Source organism: Bartonella sp. CM86QHHN (assembly GCF_042194695.1).
Taxonomy (GTDB): Bacteria; Pseudomonadota; Alphaproteobacteria; order Rhizobiales; family Rhizobiaceae; genus Bartonella.
Genome location: NZ_JBHIND010000068.1, coordinates 1 through 25,533, shown reverse-complemented (window position 1 = coordinate 25,533; position 25,533 = coordinate 1). Strand labels below are relative to the sequence as shown.

28 protein-coding genes are annotated in these 25,533 nt (G+C 34.7%); 5 read left to right on the top strand and 23 right to left on the bottom strand.

All coding sequences use genetic code 11. The annotated features are described in order from the left end of the window. Positions 1-270: 270 nt before the first annotated feature. Together repC and ACFIKX_RS07885 are read right to left on the bottom strand one after the other, a co-directional pair. Entirely contained in the window at positions 271-1,608 is a 1,338-nt protein-coding gene (repC, locus tag ACFIKX_RS07890; RefSeq protein ID WP_375627840.1) for a replication initiation protein RepC, read from the bottom strand. A gap of 289 nt (positions 1,609-1,897) precedes the next feature. Beyond that, positions 1,898-2,338, bottom strand: a complete 441-nt coding sequence (locus ACFIKX_RS07885; protein ID WP_375627839.1) for a hypothetical protein — start codon at positions 2,336-2,338, stop codon at positions 1,898-1,900. A gap of 151 nt (positions 2,339-2,489) precedes the next feature. Between ACFIKX_RS07885 and ACFIKX_RS07880 the strand changes: the two genes are divergently transcribed. Then, the gene (locus tag ACFIKX_RS07880; protein WP_375627838.1) at positions 2,490-3,074 is read left to right on the top strand and encodes a hypothetical protein; all 585 of its coding nucleotides are present in this window, start codon (positions 2,490-2,492) and stop codon (positions 3,072-3,074) included. A gap of 359 nt (positions 3,075-3,433) precedes the next feature. Further along, a complete protein-coding gene (locus tag ACFIKX_RS07875; protein WP_169728635.1) occupies positions 3,434-3,598 on the top strand; it encodes a hypothetical protein in 165 nt (54 codons plus the stop codon). A 69-nt stretch (positions 3,599-3,667) separates the two neighbouring features. Here ACFIKX_RS07875 and trbL read toward each other — a convergent pair whose 3' ends face one another. The 20 genes from trbL to ACFIKX_RS07775 all read right to left on the bottom strand — a co-directional run bounded on the left by trbL (position 3,668) and on the right by ACFIKX_RS07775 (position 23,084). Continuing rightward, positions 3,668-5,095 carry a P-type conjugative transfer protein TrbL gene (gene trbL / locus ACFIKX_RS07870; RefSeq protein ID WP_375627837.1) on the bottom strand — a complete coding sequence of 476 codons (1,428 nt, stop codon included), beginning with the start codon at positions 5,093-5,095 and terminating at the stop codon, positions 3,668-3,670. A gap of 19 nt (positions 5,096-5,114) precedes the next feature. Further along, entirely contained in the window at positions 5,115-5,870 is a 756-nt protein-coding gene (gene trbJ / locus ACFIKX_RS07865; protein ID WP_375627836.1) for a P-type conjugative transfer protein TrbJ, read from the bottom strand. Continuing rightward, positions 5,845-8,349, bottom strand: coding sequence for a transporter (locus tag ACFIKX_RS07860; protein WP_375627835.1), 2,505 nt, complete (start codon positions 8,347-8,349; stop codon positions 5,845-5,847). Before ACFIKX_RS07860 ends, trbJ begins: the two co-directional genes overlap by 26 nt. Further along, positions 8,349-8,654, bottom strand: a complete 306-nt coding sequence (gene trbD, locus ACFIKX_RS07855; RefSeq protein ID WP_208438669.1) for a conjugal transfer protein TrbD — start codon at positions 8,652-8,654, stop codon at positions 8,349-8,351. The genes ACFIKX_RS07860 and trbD overlap by 1 nt, the downstream gene beginning before the upstream one ends. Then, positions 8,654-9,052 carry a TrbC/VirB2 family protein gene (locus ACFIKX_RS07850; protein ID WP_208438668.1) on the bottom strand — a complete coding sequence of 133 codons (399 nt, stop codon included), beginning with the start codon at positions 9,050-9,052 and terminating at the stop codon, positions 8,654-8,656. Before ACFIKX_RS07850 ends, trbD begins: the two co-directional genes overlap by 1 nt. A gap of 11 nt (positions 9,053-9,063) precedes the next feature. Continuing rightward, entirely contained in the window at positions 9,064-10,038 is a 975-nt protein-coding gene (gene trbB, locus ACFIKX_RS07845; RefSeq protein WP_375627834.1) for a P-type conjugative transfer ATPase TrbB, read from the bottom strand. Positions 10,039-10,219: 181 nt separating this feature from the next. After that, entirely contained in the window at positions 10,220-10,678 is a 459-nt protein-coding gene (locus tag ACFIKX_RS07840; RefSeq protein WP_375621674.1) for a hypothetical protein, read from the bottom strand. Positions 10,679-10,760: 82 nt separating this feature from the next. Next, the gene (locus ACFIKX_RS07835; RefSeq protein WP_375621675.1) at positions 10,761-11,066 is read right to left on the bottom strand and encodes a hypothetical protein; all 306 of its coding nucleotides are present in this window, start codon (positions 11,064-11,066) and stop codon (positions 10,761-10,763) included. An 82-nt stretch (positions 11,067-11,148) separates the two neighbouring features. Further along, positions 11,149-13,617, bottom strand: a complete 2,469-nt coding sequence (locus ACFIKX_RS07830; protein ID WP_375627833.1) for a zincin-like metallopeptidase domain-containing protein — start codon at positions 13,615-13,617, stop codon at positions 11,149-11,151. Continuing rightward, a complete protein-coding gene (locus tag ACFIKX_RS07825; RefSeq protein WP_208438664.1) occupies positions 13,607-13,828 on the bottom strand; it encodes a conjugal transfer protein TraD in 222 nt (73 codons plus the stop codon). Before ACFIKX_RS07825 ends, ACFIKX_RS07830 begins: the two co-directional genes overlap by 11 nt. Positions 13,829-13,838: 10 nt before the next feature. Beyond that, a complete protein-coding gene (gene traF / locus ACFIKX_RS07820) occupies positions 13,839-14,357 on the bottom strand; it encodes a conjugative transfer signal peptidase TraF (RefSeq protein WP_273788580.1) in 519 nt (172 codons plus the stop codon). After that, positions 14,354-16,288 carry a type IV secretory system conjugative DNA transfer family protein gene (locus ACFIKX_RS07815; RefSeq protein WP_375627832.1) on the bottom strand — a complete coding sequence of 645 codons (1,935 nt, stop codon included), beginning with the start codon at positions 16,286-16,288 and terminating at the stop codon, positions 14,354-14,356. Before ACFIKX_RS07815 ends, traF begins: the two co-directional genes overlap by 4 nt. Positions 16,289-16,350: 62 nt before the next feature. Beyond that, a complete protein-coding gene (locus tag ACFIKX_RS07810; RefSeq protein ID WP_375627831.1) occupies positions 16,351-16,854 on the bottom strand; it encodes a hypothetical protein in 504 nt (167 codons plus the stop codon). Between the two features lie 37 nt (positions 16,855-16,891). Further along, positions 16,892-17,197: a hypothetical protein gene (locus tag ACFIKX_RS07805; RefSeq protein ID WP_273788577.1), complete on the bottom strand. Its 306-nt coding sequence runs from the start codon at positions 17,195-17,197 to the stop codon at positions 16,892-16,894. 167 nt (positions 17,198-17,364) lie between these two features. After that, the gene (locus tag ACFIKX_RS07800) at positions 17,365-18,663 is read right to left on the bottom strand and encodes a TrbI/VirB10 family protein (RefSeq protein WP_375633503.1); all 1,299 of its coding nucleotides are present in this window, start codon (positions 18,661-18,663) and stop codon (positions 17,365-17,367) included. Next, the gene (locus ACFIKX_RS07795; protein ID WP_375627829.1) at positions 18,660-19,121 is read right to left on the bottom strand and encodes a hypothetical protein; all 462 of its coding nucleotides are present in this window, start codon (positions 19,119-19,121) and stop codon (positions 18,660-18,662) included. The genes ACFIKX_RS07800 and ACFIKX_RS07795 overlap by 4 nt, the downstream gene beginning before the upstream one ends. A gap of 1 nt (position 19,122) precedes the next feature. After that, positions 19,123-20,004 (bottom strand): P-type conjugative transfer protein TrbG, encoded by an 882-nt coding sequence (trbG, locus tag ACFIKX_RS07790; RefSeq protein WP_273788574.1) that lies wholly within the window; start codon positions 20,002-20,004, stop codon positions 19,123-19,125. 34 nt (positions 20,005-20,038) lie between these two features. Beyond that, positions 20,039-20,716 carry a VirB8/TrbF family protein gene (locus ACFIKX_RS07785; protein ID WP_273788573.1) on the bottom strand — a complete coding sequence of 226 codons (678 nt, stop codon included), beginning with the start codon at positions 20,714-20,716 and terminating at the stop codon, positions 20,039-20,041. Positions 20,717-20,874: 158 nt separating this feature from the next. Continuing rightward, entirely contained in the window at positions 20,875-22,758 is a 1,884-nt protein-coding gene (gene traI, locus ACFIKX_RS07780; protein WP_375627828.1) for a TraI/MobA(P) family conjugative relaxase, read from the bottom strand. Further along, positions 22,755-23,084 (bottom strand): plasmid mobilization protein, encoded by a 330-nt coding sequence (locus ACFIKX_RS07775; RefSeq protein ID WP_273788571.1) that lies wholly within the window; start codon positions 23,082-23,084, stop codon positions 22,755-22,757. The genes traI and ACFIKX_RS07775 overlap by 4 nt, the downstream gene beginning before the upstream one ends. 236 nt (positions 23,085-23,320) lie before the next feature. Between ACFIKX_RS07775 and ACFIKX_RS07770 the strand changes: the two genes are divergently transcribed. Genes ACFIKX_RS07770 through ACFIKX_RS07760 form a run of 3 tightly spaced genes read left to right on the top strand, consistent with a single transcriptional unit; the run spans position 23,321 to position 24,829 of the window. Beyond that, positions 23,321-23,635 carry a TraK family protein gene (locus tag ACFIKX_RS07770; RefSeq protein WP_273788570.1) on the top strand — a complete coding sequence of 105 codons (315 nt, stop codon included), beginning with the start codon at positions 23,321-23,323 and terminating at the stop codon, positions 23,633-23,635. Continuing rightward, the gene (locus tag ACFIKX_RS07765) at positions 23,632-24,357 is read left to right on the top strand and encodes a conjugal transfer protein TraL (protein ID WP_273788569.1); all 726 of its coding nucleotides are present in this window, start codon (positions 23,632-23,634) and stop codon (positions 24,355-24,357) included. The genes ACFIKX_RS07770 and ACFIKX_RS07765 overlap by 4 nt, the downstream gene beginning before the upstream one ends. A 1-nt stretch (position 24,358) precedes the next feature. Then, positions 24,359-24,829 (top strand): hypothetical protein, encoded by a 471-nt coding sequence (locus ACFIKX_RS07760; RefSeq protein ID WP_375627827.1) that lies wholly within the window; start codon positions 24,359-24,361, stop codon positions 24,827-24,829. 140 nt (positions 24,830-24,969) lie between these two features. Here the strand turns inward: ACFIKX_RS07760 and ACFIKX_RS07755 are convergent. Then, the coding region (locus tag ACFIKX_RS07755; protein ID WP_375627826.1) for a hypothetical protein at positions 24,970-25,533 on the bottom strand (564 nt) is incomplete at its 5' end.

Here is a 25,533-nt window from a genome sequence, read left to right as displayed (position 1 = left end):
CATTAAACGCGGGTCTGATGTCATGATTTTGGTGAGCGTTCCAGAGAGTTTGAGAGGCGGATAGCCTCTCATTAAAAAATATAAAGGAACTAATAAAATAATTGCTAAATAAAAATATCTTGTATATATCTTTTTTTGGAGGAAGAGGTTCTAGAAAGTTATCCCCGCTAGGATAAGTTGATCATTTATCTCTTTCTCCTTTTTCAAAATCAAAAATTTTTACTATTTTCGAATTCCTTTACGTCTTTAAAAAATGAAGATTAATTGTACTTATGCAAATTTTGACATTGTTAGATTATTTAACGTTTTATTGAGTTCAAACTCAAACAAAGAGCTTTTTTCTTCGTTTAGCTTTATTTTCTGATTTTTTTCTAAGTTTAAACTATTTATTTCTTCTTGATCAGCTTGTTTCAATAAAGCGAATAAAGAACGCTCTAGATACAATTCTCCCTTTTTTTCTTTATCAATCATGCCGCGGAGATATCCTCCTGGTGATTTTACAAGTCCTCTAGCATATTTTTCGAAAATGATAGCAATAGCCAGAGCTGTTTTTTTAAGCCCCATGATTTTTGTAGCTTGTTCAGCGGCATGTTCTGAAACTTTAATCATTCTGTACATAGGATACATAGAACGTATCAAATCGCTTTCTGTTTGGAGATTACATTCAGAAAACAAGGCAGCATTTGGCAAAGCCTTTTCTAGTATCTCCGGCTTAATTTGAGGCAATGTACTACCTTTTGAGGGAAGTGATGGTTCGGTTTTACCGTTCACTATATTTTCATAAGCCATTTTATCGTGACCGGAGGTCACATTAACGATTTGAGTGTGTTCAGAGTTATCTGAACACTCATTTTTGTTACAATTACAATTATAGTTAGGGGTTGTATTATGTAATTGCATAACATTTTTATTGTTTGTGCATAACATTTTTGTAAAAAATAAACGCTCTAAGAGCCAATTAAAAAGCTTAATAGCTTTTTCCAATTTAAAGGTGGACGCTTTAAAAGGAGAACCAAGAACAGATTTAACTTTATTCATACGATTTAAAAACATTGAAGCAATAGGTGTAAATTTTATTTCTTCAATACGAAGCCGTAATCGACGACAAACGCCACAAAAGGTTCTAACAGCCATATCATGATGTTTCTTTTCTTCTTTACTCTTTAAAATAGAGTGCTGAAGTTCATGGTAACGCGCGATTAAAATGCTAAGATCAATACCACAAGCAATTGGTACATGATGAGCAGAACTAAAACCATAGCGTTTATAATTAGCAGAATCCCGCATCACAATAAGACCTTTATCAAAAAGGCGTGAAAGCAACCTACTTACGTGAACAGATGTACAACCAATTTCCAGACCAATTTGATGGTTGGTTTTAAAAACTATTGGAATTTTACCTTTTTCAAAATGCGTAACTGGTACAGTATTCAAAAGTTTAGCTAATAAATGGGCTTCTGTTCCTTTGATAAGATCAGTTACTGGTAAGTCTTGTACAAGAAAAAGAAGTTGGCTTCTAGTAATGTGGCCAATATCGGTATTATCAGCAATTTTTATATATTCCCAGTGCTTTGAAGTTAATTTTCTACCAGATGTTTTATTAACCATAATTTTTAAAACCTCTCTATTGGAGGCAAAAAAATGCTAAAAATATCCCTTTTCTACAAAATTTCTCTTGCAGAATGCTTCACGATAAATTAAATTAGGAATTAGTTTGTTGAATTTAATTTACCGTATATGAGTACGGGTATTTTAGAAACCCTTCTGTTAACGCAGTTGGGTTTTTATTTTTTTGCCATTATATTTCCCTCTATTTGAAACGACTCATAGATTTACATAGTGAGTCAAGATGAAACTATATTCAAAAGAAAAATATTTTCAATATAGTAAAGGAAAATTAAGTCCCCATTTTCCCATTCTCTAATTCAACATTTTTTGTAAAAACAACTTTCCTATTTTTAAAAACAAGACTTGGATTAATAAAATACCAAGCTCTATGATTTTGTTTAGCAATAATACCTGCTTTTTCTAATTCAGCTACACCACGAAAAAAGGTTGTTGGTGATAATGCTAACTTACTTTCTTGAGCTTCAAGAAATGTTTTTAAAATAGCCTTATCTAAAATCACAGTATTAGTGCGAATTAATCTGTTTTGAAGTATCCAAGCCAAAACTAAAAAAACTTTTATTCCTGCTGCTTTTAAATCAAAAATTAGCGCCACATTGACAAGAATCTGCTCTTCTGGATCCTTAATAGAAACCACAATATCATTAATGAAAGGATTCTGATCGTGCCTAACGGTTTGCTTTCTTTGTTTATCTGATATACTAACTGTCATTTATGGTAATACAATTGCCATATTAAAATAATAAATCGAATCTCCAATAAGGATAATTTACATTCGCTCAAGTGTCAATATGACTTTTATTTTTGCGAAGAAAAAAATTCTTAAGTCGTAACAGGTGATAAAAAATCAACGGACGATCAAAATGGATAAAATAAACTTGCGAAAGCAAAAATATTCCCCGTATGAAAATCCTTTTCTTAAAAATTCTGAAATATTTGCTGATAATAAAATTGTTAAAACGTGCATTATACAACAAAAATTTATCAATTCTGACACTGATAAAATAGACGTTGTACCTATAATTCACGTCATAGAAAAAACAAATAAAGAAAATTTTATAGAAATATTTGCTGATGGCATTCAAGCAATTTTTAATTTATCTCGTACAGGACATCGTGCTTTGATAATAGTTTTAGAAGAATATCAATCTAATAAATCAACAAACGAAGACCCCAGTAGCGTTACCTTAATCTGGTTTGATGGGGGTATAAATGGAAAAAAGCGCGATATGGTCGACAGAACTTTTCACAACGGTTTAAGAGAACTTATACAAAAAGGAATTTTGAAACCAAAATTGCCTAATCAATACTGGGTGAATCCTATTTTGTTATTCAAAGAAGAAAAAGTTGCTTTTATGAAAGAATATCAAATAGAATCATCTTCTACCAAACCGGATATTTCATCCGTTGAACATCAAACAGATCTCGAAGATTTTATAACAAAATAACTTGTGTCATTTATTGTACTGTGTATATTANAAGATTGATACTAAGCCTTATAGTGATAATGGGGTTTATAGGATTGCTTACAATTCCTATTATGATATTATCAATAGGTTGGTCAAAAGCACTAATAAACATTACAATTTGTTCGTTTATATTAGGTTTTGGCTCTTTCCTTCTAATTTTTTATTATGATAAACTTATAAGATATTTACAATAAACTGTTCACATATTTTTCCATTAACAATACTAATAAAAAAACATAAAGATCACGATAATTAAATCTGTATTCCAATACAATAGATAATCATCTCATACCTTAGTTTGATGATATTAATACATATAATTTTTAAAGAGGGGAAAAATGAAAAAAATTATTTTAATATGCTTAGCTCTATTGACTATAGGATTGAATATTACAGGTTGTGGTAAAAGTGAAGAGGAAAAACGTAGAGCCCAACAAGAAGAACAAGCTAAAAAGTTTTTTGACGAAGAATTAACCTCTACAGATCGTGATCATGCATTTTAAAAAATGCTAGTATCAATCTCTAACTAAAGAAGTTACTATTTATTTCTCAAAAATAAAACCATAGCTTCTTTAGTTCTTATCTATTACAGATCCTGCTCCAGAAATTGTATTTTCAATATCAGATTGAGGTTTATTATCACTAGAAAATTGGATATCGTTATATTCTGGTGGTGTAGGTGGGGCATTAAGACTAAGGTTTGTGGCATTTTCCATTCCTGGAACACAAAAAGCAGCCATATGTCCAAGACCTTTTAAAGTCATATCGGCAGCATCTCTCATTTTTGGAAGAACTGAATTAGATTGGTCTGAAGCAGTCGATTTAGATTGGTCTGAAGTAGCCGATTTAGATTGAGGTTTACTAGTGCTAGTGGAACGGCTTTCCCCTCCTGCTACACGTGGATTTGCGCCCGATGTAGGTTTATTACCACTATCTTTAAAAGAGTTTCCAGTCATTTTAGAAGCGTTTACACTACTTCCTGTTCCACCAGCAGCGGATGCTCCACCAGCAGCGGATGCTCCACCAGCAGCAGATGCTCCACCAGCAGCAGCTGGTGCTGCTGCCCCACCAGTTGCTGCTACAGCAGCTACGCTCGCAGCTGCTCCTATAGCAGCGCCAGCCATTGCTCCAATAGTTGCACCACTCCCACCACTTGTTCCAGAAATTAAACCAGCAATAATTTCCGGAATAGTCTTTGTTAAATACGCACATAACAAAGAAAGTCCTAGCAGTGTCCAATTTGATGCATCAGAAAAAATATATGCTTTTCTCCATTCCATTATGGAATCTGTCATCAAGGTCACTAAGAGTGTTATTACAAAAAGCTTTGCTCCAACAGAGACAGCATAACGAAAAGCCGTTATGCTTATTTCTCGTGTCCATTGAGAAGCACCAAAACCCATAAATATTACAGAGGAATTAATCACAATATATGACTCTATAATTGTAACAGCCAGTAAAACTGCAATAAAACCAAAGCATAAAAAAACAACGGCAGCCTGAAGAGCAAGTAACACAGCAGTTATAGGATTCCAAGTGGTAGTATTTATCATAGCTAGAGCAAGCTTAATGCTTTCATCTAAAATTGCTCCAGGAAGAAGAGATCGAGTTCTTCCACTCGCATGAGCTGCTGCTGTACGAAAACTCTCAACAATAGCTGTCGCCCATTCTTGAGAATATTCTAAAAGAGCTGCAAAAAAACCTATAACAAGAATGAACTTCACTAACTCCCCAACTAAATCAGCAATATCAGATTGCTTAAACAAAAAAGGAATAAAGCTAAAAAGAAATTGAAGAATAGCCAATGACCAAAAAATACGAAAACCATAATGATGTAATTTCACCGCCCAACCACGAGATTGATTTTGTATCAAATCTATTAAACCATTAAATGATTTAGTACTATCTACAGATTTTGCAAAAGAAACATCTGCAAAAATGGTACAGCCAATAACAACCAGAAAAAATATTAAAAAAATGATTTTTTTATTTATTACCATTTGGTAATTTTCTATTTTTTTAAAATGCATGATTACGATCTGTAGAGGTTAATTCTTCGTCAAAAAACTTTTCAGCAGCAGCTTCATTTTTTGCTCTGCGCTCCACCTCATTAGCCGTGTAGTTTGCTTGTAAAGTGGTATTATTAGCAACAAGATCACGAAGTAGCTGCAACTGTTTCACTTGTTGTGCAGCAATTTCATTTCCAGCTTGAATAGCTTGCATACGCCCTTCTGCGCTTGCTGAACGATCAACAAGTTTTTGCATAAGTTTGTCTTCATCATCAAAACTGCTAGTGTTAATCCCTGCGGCTTCAATAGCAATACGGGAATTAGAAAGACCAGTTTCTGCCCACTTTCTATAATCTTTTTTTGGATTTACCTTTCCAGAATTTTTTAAGTAATTTTCATAACCAGGAAACATTTGTTCAAACCTGCTATTTAGATTTCCCATACTATAAGAAATGCTCTGGCCGTCTTGATAAACTTGTTTCAATTTTTGTAAAGTGTTCTGCAAACCATCAAATTGTGGACTCGAAAATGAAAGCCCCTGTTTTATCATATCTTTATATTGTTGAAGCTGCGTTTGAAGTTGTTTAGCTGTGTTGATTTGTGTATTAACAGCTTCAACATATTGGCTCATTTGGTTCCAAACAGTTGCACAATTTGAACAAAAAAATGCAGAAGCGTTCGTTGAATAAAACATGGAACACAAATTCACTAAACCAAACGCACTAAACAAAAAAAGAAACTTAAATTTTTTCAATATATTTTTCATAATTAACTCCCCTCATTTCAAGCCATTTTAAAGACCAGTTTTTTGAATCTTCATTGATAAGGTTTTTAACTACAGCGAGATCTTCTTTGCTAGAAATTGCTACAAAAGAAAGAGCAATATCACTTAATCCTAATTCAAAAAGACGGCGTCCAAGAATAGATTTATAATAATATTGCCTTTTCTTTTTTGCTGTTTTGATAATTTGAATTTCTTTATCATTCAAACCAATCATTCTATATAGGTCAACTGCTCCCGGGGATCCCTCCGCACCTTTTGTTTCTGCTTCTTCATTGGGAAGCAAAATCTTGGTAGGACACTGTTCCAACAAAACGTCAAGAATACCAGAACGAACTGCATCAGACAGGCTTTGTGTTGCCATGATTACAAGGCAATTCTTTTTTCTTAGTTCTTTTAACCATTCACGAATTTTCTCACGAAAAACAGGGTGTCCAAGCATAATCCATGCTTCGTCAAGTGAAAGAATAGATGGTTGTCCTTTCAAGCTTCTTTCAAAACGTCTAAATAGATATAACAAAACAGGTAAACCATTTTTATCACCTAACTTCATGAGTTCATCAATTTCATAGACAATAAAATCATTATGATCTTCAAACTGTTCTTGACCATCTAACAAATGTCCCATAGCACCAGAAATCGTATAATGTGCAAGTGCATCACGGATTTCTTTGTTCTGAATCGTAGTAACAAAATTACTGAGTGAACGCATGTTTTTAGGTGTTTGACTCATCTGCTTCATTGCACGATGAATTTCCATTTTTTGCTGAGGAGACGGTGCTTGACCCGTTTGTAATTCATAGCAAATAGCAATCCATTCTTGCGCCCAGAGATTATCGGCTTCTGTATCAATGTCTGCAAGAGGCATAAGAGCACCGACATCACTATCATTATCACCAATATCATAATGACGTCCATTTATAGCATAACACAATGTATATAATGAACGACCTTTATCAAAAGCAGTAATATTAGCAGGTAAATGCTTACCATCTTTATCTGTTGCTCTTGACCAATATCTACGCGCTTGCGCTAATAAAAACGCTAAAAGTGTTGATTTACCAGCTCCGGTTGGACCAAATACAAGTGTATGTCCAACATCATCAACATGTAAATTAATCCTAAATGGCGTTGCCCCTGTCGTTACCACTTGAGATAAAGCAGGAGAATTATCAGGATAGAGTGGACAAGGATTAAATTGTAAACCTGGCCAAACACTTGAGAGAGGTAACATATCAGCAAGGTTTTGAGTATTAATTAACGGACGTCTAATATTTGGATAAGTTTGACCAGCAATTGTCCCTAACCATGCTTCCATTGTATTGACTGTTTCAATACGAGCAGCAAAACCTCTATGTTCAATTTCACGTTTAATTAACCTAGCATTTTCTGCTAAAACCTCACGGTCTTCATGCATTAAAACAATTGTTGGTGAATAATACCCATAAGCAACAAGACCTGAACGAGCTTCGTTCATTGCTGTTTCAGCTTGTTGTGCCATCAACAAAGCATCCGTATTAATAGTTCCTTTATTAGTTTTAAAAACCTGCGAAAAAAAACCCCTCACTTTTTGTTGCCATTTCAATCTATATTTATTTAATGCGGCAACAGCTTCATGTTGGTCCATAAATATAAAACGACTTGACCATCTATAATGTAAAGGAAACCCATCAAGAATATCTAATATTCCAGGATAACTAGCCGATGGAAAACCATCAATTGAAATACATGTTATAAACTTATCTCCAAGACGTGGAGTATCACCAGGCCACAAGTCAGTATAACCTAGCCAAGAATCCAAATACATAGGACAATCTGGTATTCGAAGAGCAACCGCTTTGCCATTAATGGCATAATGTAAATAATTAACAAGCTGGTCGCTTTCATAAGTCTCATCACCATTCCTAATAGTGACCGCTTTCATTCGCTGCATTTTAAGAAGATCACCAAGACCAACATAAAAATCCTCTATTTTCTTTTTAAAATCGTCGAGTAAACGTTCAGCAGGTGTGGTTGATTCAACGGTATCGTCTTCATAAACAATTTCCCCCAACTTTGACGATTTTCGTGTAGGCGGTAGATACTGCATTAATAAAGCGTATTCTGTTTCGTAGTGCGTATCACTTCGCTGAAAATAAAACCGTCTTTCTGCATCAATCAACGCTGTAATAGGATCAGGAAAATGAGACAATTCAGGATCTGAATAACTTGGCGACTCTAGGCGTATAGCATCGACCCATATCGCCCATCCAGAATGAAATCGAGAGAGATATGTGTTAACCAAACTTGTTATATAATTTCTTTCTGCATCCGTTGCTGACATGGGGTCATCCCCACGGATAAAAAACCCAGCCAATAAAGAACCATCTTTTCCCAAAATAATGCCGTCATCAATTAAAGCTGCAAAATTTAAAAGATCAGGAAGTCCAGCAAGCGTAGAGCGAAAATGTTTTAACTTAAACATTAATAAGGCCTTGTTGATTTTGCAACACGAAATGGTCGTGAAAACGGAGCGTAATAACTGCGATATCTCAATTGACGAATATAAATTCGAGACAAGATAGGATCAAATTTGGCCATTCTACGTAAAACGTAAAGACAAACAACCCAGATACAAATACCAATAGTTGCTGCTACAATGTTCATTGCTGAAACAATAAGAATTCCAGTTAAAAGCATTGATAGCAGCATTAATTCACGTTCTCCTCCCATAATTTGTTGAGGTCTGTGAAGAGAACGAAACAATTGTGTATATTGTTTGCCTCCCATTAAAGTCCTCCAACCACAACGTTAGCAGGAACAACAGCACCAGAAAAGAGAGCGCCTGTAAGAAGAGTGTTTGCAAAAACAATCACACTTATAACCAAAACAAGGTAGATAATACGCTTTACAAACTCGCTAACTTCACCACCAAAAATCAGTGTAGCTCCACCAGCAACAAGCCCCAATAAAGAAACCACAAAAGCAACAGGACCAGAAACTGATTTTTTCAACTTCTCAAGAGGTGCCTCCCATGGAAGAGACGCTCCACCACCAGATGTTGCATCAGAAGCATATGCAATATCTCCCAAGATAAGATAGAGAAAGACTGCCGCCCCTATAATAAGAAAAAACAACACAATGTGATTATATAAATTACTTCTTGTTTGTGTTAAAGATAGTTGCATATTTTGCTCCTTTAATGAATGATATTTGTTATGTACCTGTTGAGTGCGTGGTCGTACTCACAAACTTCAATAATTTCTTTGACTTTGCGACCTGAGGAGGTTTTTTCAATACTCAAAACTACATCAATTGTTTCCGCTATCAGTGATTGCATGGAAGCAATGGTTACTTCTGATATTAATTGTTGGATTCTTGTTAATCCTGCTGTTGCATCATTGGCGTGAACGGTAGCTATTCCGCCTGGATGTCCAGTATTCCAGCTTTTTAACAAAGCTAAAGCTGCGCCATCTCTTACTTCGCCAACAATAATGCGATCTGGTGCCATACGCATAGTCACCTTTAACAACCGCGTCATATCAATATATTCCACAGCTCGAAATGTTACAGTATTAGGTGCAGCGCATTGAAGTTCAGCTGTATCTTCAATGATTACAAAGCGCTCTTCAGGAAATGTATCTGTCATTTCCTTTAAGATTGCATTCGTTAAGGTAGTTTTTCCAGTTCCTGTTCCACCCACAACAAGAATATTTTTATGATCTTTAACAGCAACATTTAAAAGCGATCTTTGATGTGGAGTAATGATGTTTTTTGCAACATAGTCATCTAAAGTAAAAATTTTCGTTGCTTTTTTTCGAATTGTAAATGTTGGGGCGGAAACGATAGGTGGAATTACCGCTTCAAAGCGGCTTCCATTCATTGGTAATTCGCATTCAAGAATAGGATTTTCTTTGGTAATTTGCGTTCCAAGAGCTGTAGCTACTGTTCCCATAGCGGCTTCTGCCCTATGCGCATCCACCATGCCGACAGCTTTTTTAGGTTCTCCCAAATGTTCAACCCATAATGTACCATCAGGATTTAACATAATTTCTATGACTGTAGGATCATCTAGGTAACCCCATATCTGCGGTCCAAATTCAAAACGCAGCTTCTCAATGAGACGTCTATTTTGCTCTGAACTTCGTCCACCTTTAAATGCTGTAACAGCCATTCTCCCATCCCCGCTTTTAAGAATATACCCCGTTCACTCTAGATAATGAGAAGAATGTAAAACTTAAAGCTTTTTAAAATAATGTCGGCATAATAATTTAAAGATTAAATTTGAACAACAAAAATATCTATCGTAATAGCAAAAATCCATATTCCTGTTACTTAAATTCTATGGTTTTTTATTAAAGAGAATGACCTTTATCGCGCGCAAGATCTATACCTATAGCTTTAGCTTGCATTTTTTCATAAAGTTTTCGCATCACCTTCATATTGTCCCTCCGCACATCAATGATTGATTTCTCAACTGATGTTAAACGCGCTTTGTCCAGATTTCCTAGTCGTGTATAATGAGACGCCATTGCTTTTCGCGCTTCATCATAAGGCAATCCTCCTTTACGATGCTTTGGTAGACTATGTCCTCTATTTATCGCATCATATTTCTCAGAATTAGAAACCAATTTTATGTGATCTTTAACAACATCTATTTCAGTTAATGCTGTTTCAAGGCTACTGGCCATAGCTTTACTATTAGCATACCGAAGCAAATCATCCTTTATAAGATCACTCTCCGTATCAAGAAGCGATGATAAATCCCCACTTTTTCCAACATTACGAATATGATCACATAGATTACTTCGCACATTGTGTAATTTTTGAGATACTAATGTTTTTTCAAGATCTTGTACTAGTATACTTTGTTGTAAAAAAAGCTCTTCTAATTTATTAGAAATGATGACCTCCTATTACAACACCTTTATCTAACCAGTCCGGGCCATATTTTTCATCAGCACTTTTGGTAGAAAATCCCATATCTCGTATAAATTGCGCTCCACGTTGATGTCTAAGAAGTAAAAGTGCATGTGCTGGATATTCAGCCATCGCTAACCATTCCCAAGTTGCTTTGTTATCATTCGCCTTGGAAGCTGCTTCTGCTTCAACCATATAGATACTGTTTTGAGAAAGACCACCTGCTCGTAATTCCTCGCGTTCAGCATCAGTCATATAACTTTTTGGTAATTTATTTTCCATGAAAACCTCCTTATCTTAGTGTATGTTTACATATTAATTTAAAGGCTAGATCTGAGCAATAAAAAACAAATCCTCTACCTAACTAAAACTCACTTTCAATTTCGCGATTTTTTCTTTCTCTATATGAAGCTGCGTTGGGATTTTGAGAAAGTTTTTGTTCTCTATCCTGCAAAATATGAGATCTTACACGAGAAATCATAGCTTTATCACTTGAATTAATATTACGACCATTGAGGGTAGTTGCTCTTTGGCGAAGTTGATTAGCAGCTTCACGCTCTTCATAAACATATTGATCATCAAGTGCTGTTGTTGGGTCATCAATAGCAAATTGGTCCTGCATATTTGCAAGTGTTTGGAGTCGCTCGGACATCACTCTTGCTTCTATTTCGGCAATTTTCATTTTAGATGTAAAATCGCTTCTGGCTTTATCACTACCATGTATTCTTTTGTAATCGTCCCAATCAGAAAATTTGTTCTCTTCTTTCTGAAATTCCGGATAAACTACTCCTCCTCCAACATCTGCTGCCGCATTATAAGCAGCGGTAATTCCAACATTGGTTCCTTTTTTTCCATTAGAAAGTAATTTTTCTTGCGAAGCATGATCATTATCCGCAACAAACAAAATTACGCGATCTGGATATTTATCACGCATTACTCTACCTACAGTTTTTAAATTTCCAGAGTCAAAAGCTGCTACAACTGGCATATGAGTCATTTGTGCTACAGAAAAAGCTGTTGCATATCCTTCCGCAATAAGGATAGGATTTTCTAAATCATTATTAAGAGCGGATATTCCTACATTATTAGAACCTACAATCGTAAAACACTCATGTTTTTTCCCATCTTTCATAAAAGATTTGAAAGTAGGATTAACCGTCTGAAGGGTACTTAAATTATTATCTTTATCCCATATTGGAATAATTAAATCACCTGCCAAAAATGTGCGTATATTAGGATTGCTTTTTTTTATTATTTTTGCTTCCTCAACAGATTTTGCAACTCTCACCCCTTGTTTTTTAATGTCCTCTGGAAAATCATCTGGAACCTCTCTTAAATCACTCGTCTGATTTATACCTTTAAGCTTACAATATGCATTATCTGGAGTTGCTATTTTACTAGCTTCCCATATTTGTGATGAAAGTATCGCTACATTATTTTGTTTTTCGGCAATCTCTTTTTTTAAAATTTTTTGTCGCTCTTTAGCTTCTATGGCTAATCTTTTTTTTTCTTCTAAAGATAAAGGAGCCGCAGACTTTTCAGGTTTCCAATAAATTTTGTCACCAGTGCGAAAATTTTGAATATAGCCACCATCCAATGAGGAATAACCAATATAAGCCCCACTCTTTTGAGTTTTTTTATCATTTTCAACGGAAACTCTATGCAATTTTCCATCCATAAGTGGATTTTCAACAATTAAACCAGCAGAACGGAGCGCCTCCTTGAACTGTTGTTCTATCGGCAAAGTTGTGTTTTTTTCTGCATCTCCATGAGAAAACCTAGTCAAGCCTTTTTCAATTAAATTTGTACCAGCAGGAACATACCAAGATTTTGCATCTTTATCCCACTTAGCTCCAGCGGCTTTTGCCTCTTCTTTTTGTGAATAAGGAACATTCAAAAAAATCTTTTCTGTATTAGCTAATTCACGATCAGTGTTTATCGATATAAATGACTCTTTCTCAGCCTCAACAACTTTGACTGTTTCTAATCCCATTATGAAATTTTTGATTTTTTCTGCTTCAAAAGCCGCTCTAAAAATTTCTTTTGGATCATTCTGCATAACTTCAATCCATGAAGAAACATAGGAAGCGTTATGACTTGGATCATAACCTATATTCAGTTCCTCTCCAATCATAAAGGAGGCAATAGTTGTTCGAAGCTTTTCTTTGGCATATCCAGAAGAACCAACAGGATACATCATGTCACGATTAAGTCTTGAAAAATGTCCAGTCCAATGTCCAAGTTCATGTAATGCCGTAGCATAAAAATAATCACTTGAATCAAATTGAGATTGTTTCGGTAAAAAAATAGTATCACTATCACCACCACGATAGAAAGCATGATTTCTATCATCAATATCAATTTTTGCGCCAGCTGCGGTTAAAAGTGCTTTTGCTCGTGCATGTCTTACCTCTTCCGATAAAATAGGACGTGGTTCCAATGGGGGTAATCCATCAATTTGTTCACCATTAAAAACTTTTGCTAAAAAAATACGGGGGTAAGAAAGTTTTTCAAACTTCTCATGTATTTTTCCTTCATCATCATAAAAAGAGACCTTTTCATTCTGTTTCCAATAAATAATATCCGTACTTTTCATACCTTTTTTAATTCTACAGTCCATTTCATTTGCTTGCTGATATGTAAGCCAACGTGGATCAGTATATTTTTGGCTTGCAAGCCAAAGATTATTAATACCATTATAATTTTTACCTGTTTGTGGATTATAAGGAGACTTCACACATCCGGGAGGTAATGGTTGCTGCCATGGTGCCGCTCCTTGTTGAAGCAGTTTAATAAAATAATCTGTTACTGTTTTTGCATACTCAAAACTCATCACTCCCCCCTATATCATTAAAATTATCAATTTCAGATGGATCTGTAATACACGACGAATCCCAAGCGTCTTCTTCTGAAAGGGCTGTTTCTAAAAAAACTCCATAGCTTTCTGCTTCTTCTGAATCCAACTCAACTTGTATTCCGGGTATAAAAACATCATTTAAAACTGTAGAAATTACATGACATACTTGTATTCGCGCTTTTTTCATTATTAAAATCTCAATTCTTAAAAGTTAGAATGGGTTTAGCAGAACCTATAATATTCATAATCGGAACAGCTCCAAAATAACGACTATCAAAACTTACAGGATCAAAACTTGAAACAAACCAAGCATATCCTTCTTCAACAAGGTATTTTCCATTTGGCATACTTGATATTCCCCCCCTTCTTTGGCTATTTTTCAATAAATGACCATTAACACTGATACCATTTTCAGTTATGTTAATCACATCACCAGAAAGAGCTACTAATGGTTTCAAAAAAGGAACAGACCCGCTAGGACAAGCTCCAGATTGAAGATATCCTTTTTCAATAAACATCTTAACGATAGGTACATCTGGAGGACAAACCTCCATAAGCTCCCCCCTTCGTACCTCTTTTTGAAAATAATTAACTTTCCAAAGACCTACAGGCGCCGAATGCGAATAATTAATTCTGAACCCTTGGGAAACGGCAAAGAGAACAAAACATGCGAGCGCAATAGTACATAAAGTAAGAATGGCCATAGCCTGTTTCATGAGAGAACAAAGCCTTTTTTATCTTCTTTGCTTTCATTTCTCTGATGCAAACGATCTGTAGCAGGAGGAGAAATTTTTGACCTTTCTGAAAAAACTGGATCTAAAAAATAAAGAATTTGTGTTCCCCTAATGACGCTATTTCCAGCTACAAAAATAAGCATTTCCCCAGGTTCAACAATATTCCCAGAATTATCTTTTTTTGCTCCAGGCAGGCGCATAATTTCATCGGGCGTCATCAATGGGCGGCGTGTTTCTTCATAAGACGTTGAAACCTGTTCAAGTGCCATACCAAAACGTTTTCCAGAAGTGGAAATCTTTTCGCGAACAACCGTCGTCTCTCCCGCCATTTTACTCATCCATTCGGCTGTTTCGACTTTATTAGGAGCGTAAGCAATACGAATATGACAATTTGAAATAATACTTTCATTTGTGGTGTAAGCTTTGTAGAGCTGCTGCACATCTTGAGTGATGATATAAGCTTTAAGCCCGTACCCAGCAATATAGGCAAGAGCCTTTTCAAAAATTTCCAATTTTCCCAAAGTTGGAAATTCATCAAGCATTAAAAGCAAACGATGTTTGTGACTGGTTTTGGATCTTCCATCATCAAATTCCATGCGATCTGAAAGAGAAAGAACCATTTGTGTCAATAGCAATCGTGCTAATGGTCTCATTCTATCTAAATTACGCGGCGTTGTAATGAAATACAGTGAGACGGGATCTTCAGTATCCATCAAATCACTAATATAAAAATCACAATATTTTGTGTTTTCACCAACAATAGGATCACGATAAAGAGACAGAGCATTATTTGCCGTCGAAATAATAGACCCTAACTCGCGTGCTGGTGTTCCAGCCATACGACGGCCAACACCGTTGATAACAAGTTTTGCTTCTTTATCTGCGTCCTGAAATAGAGGCTCATCACTTTTTATATCAAGATTTTCCATTTCATGAAACAAACTAGAAAGCGCTTTTGGATCACCGTCTTCATCAAAATCATCATTATTTTCAATAACAGTAGCAAAATCTCCTACTCCCGTTAACATGTGTGCACAATCTTGCAAACAAGGTATACGTCCAATTTTTTCTGCCTTGTAAAGAGCATGAAGAATGAGACCATTCAAAAGTTCAAAAGCCGCAGATCTAAAATGATCCCCAGCAATTCCTTTTCCATCATCATCAATAACCATTAAGGCTATGTTTTGTGCATCCGCTACTTGATAACGTGTTCTGAAACGAATTTCTCCTAATGGATTCCATGAACATCCAACTTTTGGTTCTGCCGGATCAAATCTTAGAATCTTATTCCCTGCATACTTTTTCCGCCATCCAGAAGTCATGGCATAATTTTCACCTTTTGTATCAAGAACAAAAAGACTGTGTGGCCAACTCAAAAGAGTAGGTACTACTAAACCAACACCTTTACCAGAACGTGTAGGCGCTAAAGCTGCTATATGCTCTGGTCCATCATGACGCAAATAATGCAACATTCCTGTTTTTGGATCAGCAAATGCTCCACAATATACACCCTCTCCTTTCTTTTTATGTGGTATAAGCCCCATTTCTTGAATTTCATCAAAATTTGCAAAATGCGCTGTTCCATGTAAATCATCGGTACTTTTGTTACTCCTTGAAGAAAAACCAGCCCAAAGAGTAAAACCAACAAATCCAATCAAAAGACCAGCACAAAAGAGAACAAATATTACATTACACTGACTAGGAGCATAATCATAAAATTTAAAGACCCAAGAAAACCAAGAAAAGGGCGAATACACTCCTTTAAAATTAGAACCAAGAGAAACACTATAATGAAAAGTATGTGCTAAATATTGTGTACAAAATTGATTAAGGAGAATAAAATATACAATGAATAAAAAGATAAATATCAATCGAGATTTTCTTTTGGGTGTATGTGTAGATTGATTTCCCAATTTCCCCCCCTTATTCATTGTTAATGTATATATCAATATACTAAATACAAATATAATATCTCTTAAAGAGAATGACCTTTATCACGCGTAAGATCTATACCTATAGCTTTGGCTTGCATTTTTTCGTAGAGTTTTCGCATCACCTTCATATTGTCCCTCCGCACATCAATGATTGATTTCTCAACAGATGTTAAACGCGCCTTGTCGAGATTCCCCAATCGTGTATAATGAGATGCCATTGCTTGTCGCGCTTCGTCATAAGGCAAGCCACCTTTCCGATTTTTGGATAAACTATAAGCCTCATTTATCACCTTATATTGTACAGGATCACCAACAAGCACCACATGCTTCTTAACAACATCTATTTCAGTCAAAGCCGTTTTAAGGCTATTAAACATTGATTTGCTATTGGAATACCTAAACAAATCATTTTTTATTATGCTCCGCTCTATATCAAGAAGCGATGATAAATCCCCACTTTTTCCAACATTACGAATATAATTACACAAATCATTTCGTACATCACATAATCTCTTAGAAGCTAATGTATCATTGATTTTTTTCACATAGCCTTCTTCACGAGACAAAATCCGTTCTAATTCTTTAGAAATATTGCCCCCCTATCATAACACCTTTGTCTAACCAATCTGGACCATATTCTTTATCCGCATTCTTGGTGGAAAATCCCATATCACGTATAAATTGCGCTCCATTTTGAGATCTAAGAAACAAAAGTGTGTGAGCTGGTAAATCAGCCATTGCTAACCATTCCCATGCTGCTTTGTCATCACCAGCATGATCTGCGGCTTCTGATTCAGCAATGTAGATACATTCTTGATCTAAACCGCCTACTCGTAATTCCTCACGTTCATCATCAGTCATATAACTTTTGGGTAATTTCTTTTGCATAGAAAACTCCTTTTTGTAATGCTTATCCATATTTAATTTAATATTTGAATACGATCAATTAAAATGCTTATGGTTTCTTTACACAAAATTGTTTTTTCAATCTAAAATAAGTAGCATGAGAATTTCCCAAAAATCTCTACTAAGAATTAAAGCAGTTTTTTTTAAAATTAATAAGGATGTGCCGCCATTGGATGACCTTTCCAAGCAGGTAAAATAATATCTTTTGTTACCATGACATTGAAATTATAACCAGGACGAATAATTATTGTTGGCTGAATACCTAAATTTTTACGTGTCATTTCAATACCGACTTCGCCCCATTGTCTACCAAGCTCTGCCGCTAACGTTTCTTTTGCTGTCTCTGTTTTACTATCATCATTACCTGTCTTATGTGTTTTTTGAGACAATTGTGAAGCTCCCGAAATGACAGAAAGTAAAAAAGCATTACCAAAAATTTTTAAATAATGATTATGAACCTTATCCTTAAATCCAGCATAACCAGACTGATCTGTCCCCGGCATATTCCCAAGAGATAAAGAAGAACCATCAGGATAAATAACTCTCGACCAAGCAATAAGCGCTCTTTTTTGACCAGTAGATACACGACTATCATATGTTCCTATCAGCCTCGACCCCATAGGAATTAAAACATTTTGACCAGTAGCGGAATCGTAGACACTTTCTCTTACTTGAGCTATAATTTGTCCAGGCAGATCACTATTAATACCACTTATCATAACACTAGGAATAATGGTTCCAGCCTTAATCTCAAGACTTGCCTTGATAGCTTCTTGACGCGTATTTTTTAAATAAACAGCTGCTTCTGGAGATTGAGATAAAAAAGCAATTTTTTGTGATTGCATATTAGGATCATGTCCTCCATCACCATTGTACAACGATGAATTAGCGGATAATCCAGATCGACCAAATAAATTTTCAAGAGTTGCTTTTTGCGGATCTGTATCTTGAACTTGAGACTGATTTTGCATCTTTGAATTAATTGTAAAAGAAACCATAGGATCAGAATCTAAAGCAGCCTCCATTTTAGCAAAACGCCTCTCTACAATATGTGTTAATAATCTCTTTTGTGTTTCATCTTCTTCATCTACAATTTCATCGAGTTGCTTTTGTTCTGGATCTTTTTTTACCAACTGCTTAGTTTCAATTGGTTTGGTTGACTGTGCTGGTAAGGTCTCTGGTAATTTTGCTTGAACATAATCATCACCCTCTGGACGAATTGGCAACGGTGTTTCATCCACAAATAATTTTTTCTTGTTTTCTAAGACAACATTATTAGATTGCTGTCGCAACATAAAAGTATATGTAATACCAAGCAGAGCAAAAAAAATGATACCTATAGCACCTATAAAAGGTATATTGTTTAACCGCCGTACACCTCGTCCTTTAGGTTTTACAGAAAAAAAATCTGGGGATTCAGAAGGACTGCTTTTTTGATTGTTTTTCACCCTTTACCCCCATCATCTACACGAGCAATAAAAGGAGCGGCCGGTACAATATTTCCAGTTTTTAAACGAACATAATGACGCGTTATTTCAGTTAAACCATATTGTGCCACCAATACTATACCTTGATCCAAGGGCATCACTTTGTAGGTTAAATTTATACCCGTGTTTTTATGTTTTTCTGGTTGATATGTATAAATTACACCGTAGCCATTCCTTTGTAGAAGACTAACCAATAAAGATGTAAACTTATCTTCTGTATCATTTGTTTTTACAATAAATGTTGTAGTTGCAGGCGGCAAAGGATCTCTAAGATAGCGAACAAAATCACTAGTAATTAAATTTGCATCATTCTCCGTAATATTTTGATCAACATAATTAACCAACAAAGGTGAATGGCGACTTATAGACGTGCAACCAACTGTCAAAGCAAGAGGTAACAGCAATAAATATTTTAACATTTTAACGCCCCCTAATAATTGTTACTCTCTGCTGAGAACTTCCTACACCAGAAATCATAGCTACTTTGCTAATAACGGCATCAACAACATATCTATTTCCAATAATGCGATAGTTTATTAATCTTTCACTAGGCTTTTTTAAGAAGCCACCATCATCACCAACAGCAATTAAAGCAGGCGCCATTCCTCTAATTCCATCACTAGGTAATTCAATGTAAGTTTTAAACCCATCTGTATAAACCCGTCTCGGATACCATTTAATTCTTCGATCACTAATCGTAATACGAAAGTTAAAATCAAGAGCAGCTAAGTTTTGACCTGTTGCTAATGTATTACGGCTTTTATCTGTAGCCGCTTTATACGCAGACCAATCTTGATCTGTATCATCAGGATAAATAAAAGAAAGAACAGGAATTGAAGAACTTTGCGTACTAGCAAGTTTGATCATATAAGTACGGCGATCCGTCGTAATAAAGAGATTTGTTGTTAAACCAGCATCTACAGGCTTTACAACAACATAAGTTGTTTCTGCGGCTCCTACACCACTTACCGTGGGACTAATCTTCCATCTTACAGTATCACCAGCATGGAGAGAATTTATAGTCTCTCCAGATTGTAACTGAATCGTGCAAACCTCTAATGGTGTACACACCAATGTAGGCAAAGTAGCTCCATAAAGATATCTAACACTGCCGTCACCAGAATATATAGGTCTTTTGGGATTATTCTTCCATTGATTTGCTAATCTAATTCCCCATGCTTCCTTATCAGTAAGATGTATTCTTTGAGGAGAAACAAAATTAATGTTGTGTGATACATCTGTCGCCAGAGCTTTTGATGTTACAAAAATCACTGTACTTATAAAAATAAATTTCTTAAACATAAAATTCCCGCTTTACGCTTTACTATGATTGTTCTTAAAGTCTTGGCGTCCATGCAAATTGTTTAACATATAATCCAATAGGATTTAGCATCATTTGCTTTTCAGTTTTTGGTATTGCTAAAATAATTGTAGCGGTAGCTTGCCAAAGTTTACTATCAATAATAGCTCCGGATCGTGCTCTTTTCTTTTCAGTCCATTCAATTTGCCAAGTATCATTAGAAACAGGAACAATTGCATTAACTTGAATTTCTACTGTCTCCATTGAAGCACGTGAATAAGGATCATTTTGTTTATGATATTCAACAAGCATAGCATATGCTGGTGATTGAGGTAAGGTCATTGAGTATGTCTGGTTTATGAGATCTTCTTCTGCTCTCATATCAACATAAACAGTACGTGCCCCAATCAGCCAATTACGTAATGCCGCCCGAATATGGGTTGCGTTTGGTTTAGAAGCAACATTTGCCTTTGATAAATGCGTTACCTCACCGACCGAATTGGTTTGCACTATATAAGGAACAATAGTTTCTTCATTTGCTTTCCAAATGAATGCTCCTACTGACATTGCAGTAATAATAATCATTCCAAAAGTTGCTAAACGCCAATTATTAGCGGATTTAATATAATCCCCATACCTTTCCATCCATTCTCTACGCGCTATAATATAGGGATTAGAGGGTTTGTCTTTTATAGAATCTTTGCTTGCTTTCACAGTCCCCCCTTAATTATAAAGTTAAACAGCTCTCTTTAAAGATAAATTAACTTTCTTATGAAACATTTTTCGTTGAATGTGAAGAAAACAATTCCGACTTATCCATAAAATAATTATCTCAAATCAAAAAAATATATTTTTAAACTGAAAAACATACTTTAAGTCTCTATTTCTTTATCTGAAATATTTTTAACACTGTTTTTTGTAATCTTGACTTTTATGCCTTTTTTCCAATACCCAGCTTGAATGAAACCTCTCTTTGTAGTTTCCTTGACAAAAATTTTCTGATTTTCTTCAAAAAGAAGATAATTCTTTTCTCTAATTTTTCTACGCCCTACATAATTAAATACGGATTCTTCACCGTTCCATGCAACATAAGGAAGATTTTCAGTATATTTATTTCGCTCTTCTATCCACTCTTGAAGTGAATTATCAATGTTATCTTTGCTGTGTTGCTTCACTTCATTCTTTAAAGCGTTTAAAACAGGATCATCAAAGACAACATTCATATTGTGAACACCAGCCAATTTAGCAACTTCTTGTTTGAATTCTTCTGTGCCATTTAATACAAGTGGCTGATCTTTAAATTTTTCAACAGCAAGACTTAAAGCAATATACGCTGACCCAGTAGTAAATTTTTGTGCATGAATTTTCTCACCAGCATCAATAATGGTCCCACCATCAATGCTTTTATACAAAATATTTCCATTCTTCAAAAAAGAAGGTTTTAAATTCTTACGTAAAAATTTACCTGTTTTTCCAGCTGTTTTCCCAGTTAACAAATTATTAGATAAAACAACGCGACGCTCATTCATTGAATGCAAAACATCCATAGCATCTTTATCACCAATATTTGCTTGTTGGTGTAACCAATCTAACCAATTTGGAAATCTAGTTTCTGCTAACTTTCTTTTAGCTATCGCTTGCTTTGTTCTTAATTCTTGTTGACGAAATGCTTTTTGTAATTTTAACGTTTTTCGTATTCCCGCACGTAAACTTTTTGGTGTCAGTCTCAATAAAGAACTTTGTTGTTTATACCACATAAACAGTTGATTATAAAAAGCATCCTTTTGCGTACGTAATATTTGATATTTTTCTCGTCTTTCTAAATCGCTTGCATTTTTTTGTTCCTTATATCGAGAATACAAAAGTGTCTTAGTTTTACTGTTTTTTCCACGTAAAACTGGTACATATTGCTTCTGTATAATTGGCTTATAATCTTCATAAGTACCAAGTCTCTTTTCAAGAGCTCGTAAAGACAATGCTCTATTACAACTGCTAGCTTTAACCCATAAATCAAGATCAGGAGCTCCTATGACTAATCCACTCCCTTGTTTTTTTACAACGAGACCATGATCAGCAAAACTCTTATGCAGCGCTAACCAATCTGTATAATTAAGTTCTTTAGATATCCTTCCAACATAAGTTGAAAGAGATTCAACTCCGGTCCTATACTCAAAGTTTTTTATCTTTGGTTGCTTGATATTTTCAATGTCACATTCTAATCCATGTGGTGTCTTGATTAAGTTATATTCTTGTTCAATTGTTTGACAGGTTTTCATAAGTGTACGTTTGTCAAAAAAAGGTTCGTAATTACGAAAATTTTCAGGATTTATTTTGTTGATAGCAATATGAATATGCAGATTTTCTGTATCTTTATGGATAGCTGAAATACGTTGATGATTTTCGTAACCTAGCGCAGCACAAAATTTATCTTCAATTGCGTAGAGTGTTTCTCTCTCTGGAGTTTCTCCAACCGGAAAAGATAAGACCAAATGATATGTTTTATCAGTCTTTGATCTTTTATTTTGATCTTGAGTTTTTAAAATGAATTCTGTTGCCATAACAGGATCATCTGTATGACAATTTGTAACTCTTACTGATGCTACTTTTGCGCTATTTTGTATATTATCATCAATTATGTAATCGGATGTAAGTTTCCAATCTCTTGGTAAACTTCCCCCATCTAAATCCATAATATAACGAGCCAATCGTGCCATATTGGATGTTGATTTTTTTCTTTCAACACGCTTAGCAATCATAGTGCGGATATTTTTTCAAAAATTTGTTTTTGGAGTTCACGAAATGCTACCATCATTTTATCTATATCATTTGGTACTCCACCTTTCCCGTTATTTGTAACTAACCATAATTTTAATAAACCAGCTACTCTCCCTAAATCGCCTTGTAGCTTAGTGAGGTCCTTTACCGCCTCATAATCTATATTCGCTTTTACGGGTTCAAGTTGTCCAGTAGTACGCAGGTAAGTAGAAATAGACAAGCCTGTCTGTTTTGCATTTTCTTCTATGCTTTCTTTTTCCTCGAAAGTGCACCAAACACTTAATCTAAATTTTCTTGGTCGTGTCATTTTTTCTCTCTTAAATTGCGGATGCAATCAAACCTCGTAGAGCAAGATACGTTGAGCATTTTATGCGAATAAGTTGAGTAATGTTAGTTGCGTAGCGCTACATTACACATCTTGCCATTTTCTGAAAGAAAAATTTTTATAAAACTTACAAAAATATCTCTTTAATTGACAATTTTATTTATTTTTTGTAAAGATTTGATAAGTTTTGTAAAGAATTATAAAAAATTGGTAAGTTAATGAAAAAAAAAACAGAATGGGGGAAAATGCGAATAGTCTTTCTAGCCAACAAAGATTTAATTTTAAAATCCATTAAAGAAGGGTATTCCCTAAAAGAAATTTTAAGAAAAAATCCAAATTTAAATATTTCATATGACGCCTTAGCATCATATGTGCGAAAATATTTAAAAAATAATCTTGAGACTACTGCTGCATCAGATTTATCAGTAAAAACTCAATCCAAAGAATCTACTTCTGCTAATCCTATTACAACACAACAAAAATCACGTACATTTATACACGATACAAACAAAAAATTAGAGGATATGATATGACAAATATTCACATGACCTTACAAGGTAAAGGAGGAGTAGGAAAATCATTTGTAGCTAGTCTTGTGATGCAATATTTACTAGAAAATAAAATAGACGTAAAAGGTATAGACACTGATCCTGTTAATCAAACTTTTGCTAACTATAAAAATTTTAATGTAAAGCATTTAAAACTTCTCGAGCAAAGCGTAATTATTCCCCGTAATTTTGATACTCTTATGGAAGAATTGCTTCATTCTAATTGTCAATATGTTATTGATAATGGAGCTACAACATTTTTACCTCTAGCCTATTATTTAAAGGAAAATGAAGCTTTTGATCTGTTGGCCGCTGCTAAAAAGAATGTAATTATTCATACAATTATCACTGGTGGACAAGCACTAGCCGATACATTATCTGGATTATTTTCCATATGTACCCAAATTCCACAAACAGCAAATATCGTCGTTTGGAAAAATGAATTCTTTGGTCCCATTATAGCTAATGGAAAAAACTTCGAAGAAATGAAAGTATTTGAAGAAACTAAAGAAAGAATTTCTGCTATTGTTACAATTCCACAACAAACATCTAGCACTTTTGGGGAGGATATAAAAACAATGCTTGATAAAAAATTAACCTTTAACGAAATTACAAATTCAAACGAATTCAGCATTATGGCCAAAAGCCGCTTAGCGCGCGTCAAAAGCATGTTATTTGACCAGATAGCTATTATTCCAGGAATATAAAATGTCCGTTGATATTGATGCCATTCGGCAAAAAATAACTAAAGAATTTAATCAACTTGTTCCACCAAATGATCCAATTCTCATGACTGTTTTTTTATCTGATATAATGCTAGATTCAGCTTTAAAAACACTTCACGAACATCAAAATCAAATGATCAGTTACATTTTAACTGCACGTAATGCTATGGTAGAGGAAGAAAAAAAAACAGCTGGAAAATTAATAACTGAAGCAGCCACATATATAAACAAAGAAATCAACCAAGAAATGAGTAAAAACTTGAATTATATTTCTGAACAAATGAAATCATATGAAATCTCATTATCCAAAGTCTCTGATATAAAATCAAGTGTAGATGATAATATGGAAAGATTTTTAAAAAAAATCAGAAATTATGGAATATTAATAGGTGCTAGTTTATTAGCAAATATTCTCTGTTTTTTTGCTCTTATAATCCATTATTATATAAATTAATATTTTTTAAATCACTTAAAAAAAGTACAGACTTTTTAAAATTCTTATTCAGTGTTTATATCTCACAATGAAGCCGCATCTTTATGATACGGCTTTTTTTACACTTAAGAAGCAGGCGCCCCCCGCACCTGCTATTTTATTTACGCAACATCCTCATACTCATCACGAAAATAATCATCATCACTACCAAATCTTGGAATTGCCTCATCATGAATTTGATCATATTCAGTTAAAGAGGCGGCGCTATGAATACAAGAATCGCCAGATACATAAGCACCACAAACCACGGCATCATCAACGACATAGGAATAATCACAAATATAAGCACCATCACTTATTTTTGCATTGCCACCGACATGAGCATTATCACAAATAACAGATGAATCAGAAATATGAGCATGTCCACTTACAGAGGCGTTATCATAAATTTTTGCATTACCTTCAATTACAACAGCGTTTTGAATATGGGCGTTGCCATAAACCTCACAATAATCATTTATTGTCATGCCTTCAAAAATAGCATTGCCATAAATTTGTGCATCACCATAAACGTCTACAAAAAAGCTTTTCACTTTACCATTTTCATAAACCCTTGCATTTTGAAAAACGCGTGCTTTATCGTAAACCCAGCAATTGCCATCATGAGATAAGTTGCTTTCCTTTTCAATATAACCACCAAGATCACCAGCCTTGACATCATCAAA